The 2,678-nt window shown below is 47.1% G+C and carries 4 protein-coding genes; all 4 read right to left on the bottom strand.

Features of this window, described 5'->3' with window-relative positions; all coding sequences use genetic code 11:
• Nucleotides 1-170: DUF2892 domain-containing protein (locus Q0386_RS10200; RefSeq protein WP_009492563.1), on the bottom strand; the 170-nt coding region annotated here is incomplete at its 3' end.
• On the bottom strand, nucleotides 164-376 hold the full coding sequence (locus Q0386_RS06355; protein WP_002949192.1) for a DUF2892 domain-containing protein: 213 nt from the start codon (nucleotides 374-376) through the stop codon (nucleotides 164-166). The genes Q0386_RS10200 and Q0386_RS06355, both read right to left, overlap by 7 nt.
• 10 nt (nucleotides 377-386) lie before the next feature.
• Nucleotides 387-1,733, bottom strand: coding sequence for an FAD/NAD(P)-binding oxidoreductase (locus Q0386_RS06350; protein WP_299028689.1), 1,347 nt, complete (start codon nucleotides 1,731-1,733; stop codon nucleotides 387-389).
• Nucleotides 1,734-1,798: 65 nt separating this feature from the next.
• Nucleotides 1,799-2,434 (bottom strand): Crp/Fnr family transcriptional regulator, encoded by a 636-nt coding sequence (locus tag Q0386_RS06345; protein ID WP_299028686.1) that lies wholly within the window; start codon nucleotides 2,432-2,434, stop codon nucleotides 1,799-1,801.
• Nucleotides 2,435-2,678: the final 244 nt, after the last annotated feature.

The following is a 2,678-nucleotide window of genomic DNA, read 5'->3' as shown; positions in this document are numbered from 1 at the left end:
CGCTTTAGCGAACAGCGGTTTAAAAAGTAGCAAGCAGGGCAAAATCCCGTGACGCCCACGATAAAGGGCACCAGTCCGACCAGCCCCCACCAGCTACTAAACACGGCTCCCGCGATCATTATCGCTAGTCCGATCAGCGCTCTTATTATCCTAGTTTTTTTACTTAGCATTGCGTTTTCCTTTCTTTGTTTTTACATTTTTTACACGTATTTATACCAAAAAATTTATAAAGAGGACAATAACCGTAAACAGCCGTCAGTAGCGGCACGAGTCCGACCAGCCACAGCCAGCACTCGCAGACGAACCCAAATGCGTATATCCAAACCGCAGCGATTACTAGGCGGATAGTTTTATCTAAAATCCCGACGTTTTGCATTTTCTCTCCTTTATGCTAGACCTCTTATCATGCCTTGCATGACCATCGGCTTCATCATATATAGCTTCATCGCCCAGTTTAGGTAGCTCTCGCGAGTCGCGCCCATGCATGCTATCGTAGGCTCGGGCTTGCCCGTCCAGTTAAACTCCACCATCACCGCCTTGCCGAATTTCGTTAGTAGCGGGCAGGCGGTGTAGCCGCCGTATCTAGCACTTGGTTCGCGTCCTTTTATGACGTCGGCTAGATTTTGCGCCAGCACTGGATACATCTTGCGTATACTAGCTCCGGTTTTACCGGCGGGAAATCCGCAAACGTCGCCGATGGCAAATATATTTTTAAATTTCGAGTGTTGCAGCGTCTCGCGCGTGAGGCTAATCCAGTTGCCTGCCACATCACCCTTTTCTACGCTTAGCCCTGCATCGGCGTAGATTTTAGAAGCCTTCACGCGAGGCACTAGGTGTAGGTAGTCAAATTTTACTTCGACTAGCTCTTTAGCGAGTTTATTTTCGCCGTTTTCGCGGTACGGCATAGCGTGCTCAAATACCGCTATATTAGCACTTTTGTCCACCTCAACCAGCTGATGCGAGGTAAAATACTTCACGTCTCGCTCCTCTAGCATCCCTTCTATCATTTTAGCATAAACAGGAGCGGAAAATATAGTCCGAGCACCCGAGTATATCGAGATATCAAGCTTGTCTCTGTTGCCTAAATTCCGCGCCATATCTTCGGTTAGCAGCGTTACTTTTTTATTTGCGCCCGAACACTTCATCGGTGTTTTGTTGTCGCTAAAGACTATCTTGCCGCCTTCTTTGCCGACTTTTTTCATTATGCCGGACATAGCAACGGCGCCTGGGATCGTGTAGATAGAAGTAACGTTGTCGCTACCGATATCGTCGGCGCTAAGTCCTTTTACGCTCTCAAACTCATACTCCGCTCCGCTAGCTATCACGAGGTAGTCGTAGTTCAAATTTGACCCGTCCTCTAGCTTGACGGAATTTGCCCCTGAATCGATGGATGCGGCATTTTGCTTTATCCATTTTACGCCGTCTGGGATCAAATTTGATTTTTCGTAGGTTATGTCTTCGGGCAGATAGTGACCGGCTGCGATGAGCGTAAAGCCGGGCTGATAGTAGAAGTACTCGTCCTTATCCAGGACCGTTAGTTCGGCGTTTGGCATATCTCGTCGTAGTTTCGCCGCCAGGCTGATGCCGCCTAGACCGCCGCCGATTATTAGGATATTTGCGCGGATGTCCGCATTTTCTCCCGCATTTAGCTTGCTAGCCCCTGCGACTCCCGCCGCCGCTAGCCCCGCCGCGCCTAAAATTTTCAAGACGCCTCTTCTGTCGATGCTTTGCATAAAAGCTCCTTTTAGAAGTTATTGTCAAATCATAGCGCATTTTAAAATTTAAATATGTAACAAAGTCACCTTAACGTCACGACTCCGCGTTTTAGCTCGACGAGCCCCTTTTTCTGCATCTCTTTTAGCGCTCTTGATACAGCCTCTCTCGCGCTAGCGATGTCGTTTGCGATCTGTTCGTGCGTGATCTTTAGCCCGTTTTTCGCGCCATTTTGCTCGAGGAAATTTATTATTCGCCTAGTTAGTGGCAAAAACAGCGTCTGATCCATCGCCGTTATCGCCGAGCTAAAGCGCGTAGCCATGAGCTCTAGCGCGTGATTTGCCACCTGCGGATAGTTTTCGCGTAGCCTCTTAAAGATCTCTCTTGGTATCAAAATCATCCTCACGTCATCTTCGATTTGTAAATTTATCTCCGCTTGTAGCGCTCCTAGCGAACAAAAGCCGCACAGCATACAGCTATCGCCGTCTTGTAGGTTAAAGACGGTGATCTCTTTAAAATTACTCGTGCTAACCAGCCCGCGCGCACGCCCGCCTATGATGATCGCGTAGCCAAGGCAGCTGTCTTTTGGGTATATCCTTTCACCCTTTTTAAAGCTTTTTAGCGTCGCGCTTTTTAACACCGCCTCTTCATCCTGCGCACTAAGCGTAAATTTAGACGTAAACCGTTGCTTTAGTGTATCTTTTAGCTCGTCTCCCGACATACGCGCTCCTTGGTTAAATTTGGTTTTTCTTAATTATATTTTCTTTTACGTAAAAGCGCGGTGATAAAATTTAGCTACAAAATATTTTAAGCATTGATTTATTTCGTGACTAACTCACCGAAATTGCGCTAAAATTGGGGTAAAATTTAGAAAAAACAAGGAAAAATATGAAAACGCAGGATGAAAAACCAAGCTGGCTGCAGCACTTTCCGATCATGTTTTACACCGTAGTTATGGGGCTTGG

The sequence above is a fragment of the uncultured Campylobacter sp. genome (genome assembly GCF_938045625.1).
Taxonomy (GTDB): domain Bacteria; phylum Campylobacterota; class Campylobacteria; order Campylobacterales; family Campylobacteraceae; genus Campylobacter_A.
This window is presented reverse-complemented; position numbering and strand designations above follow the sequence as displayed.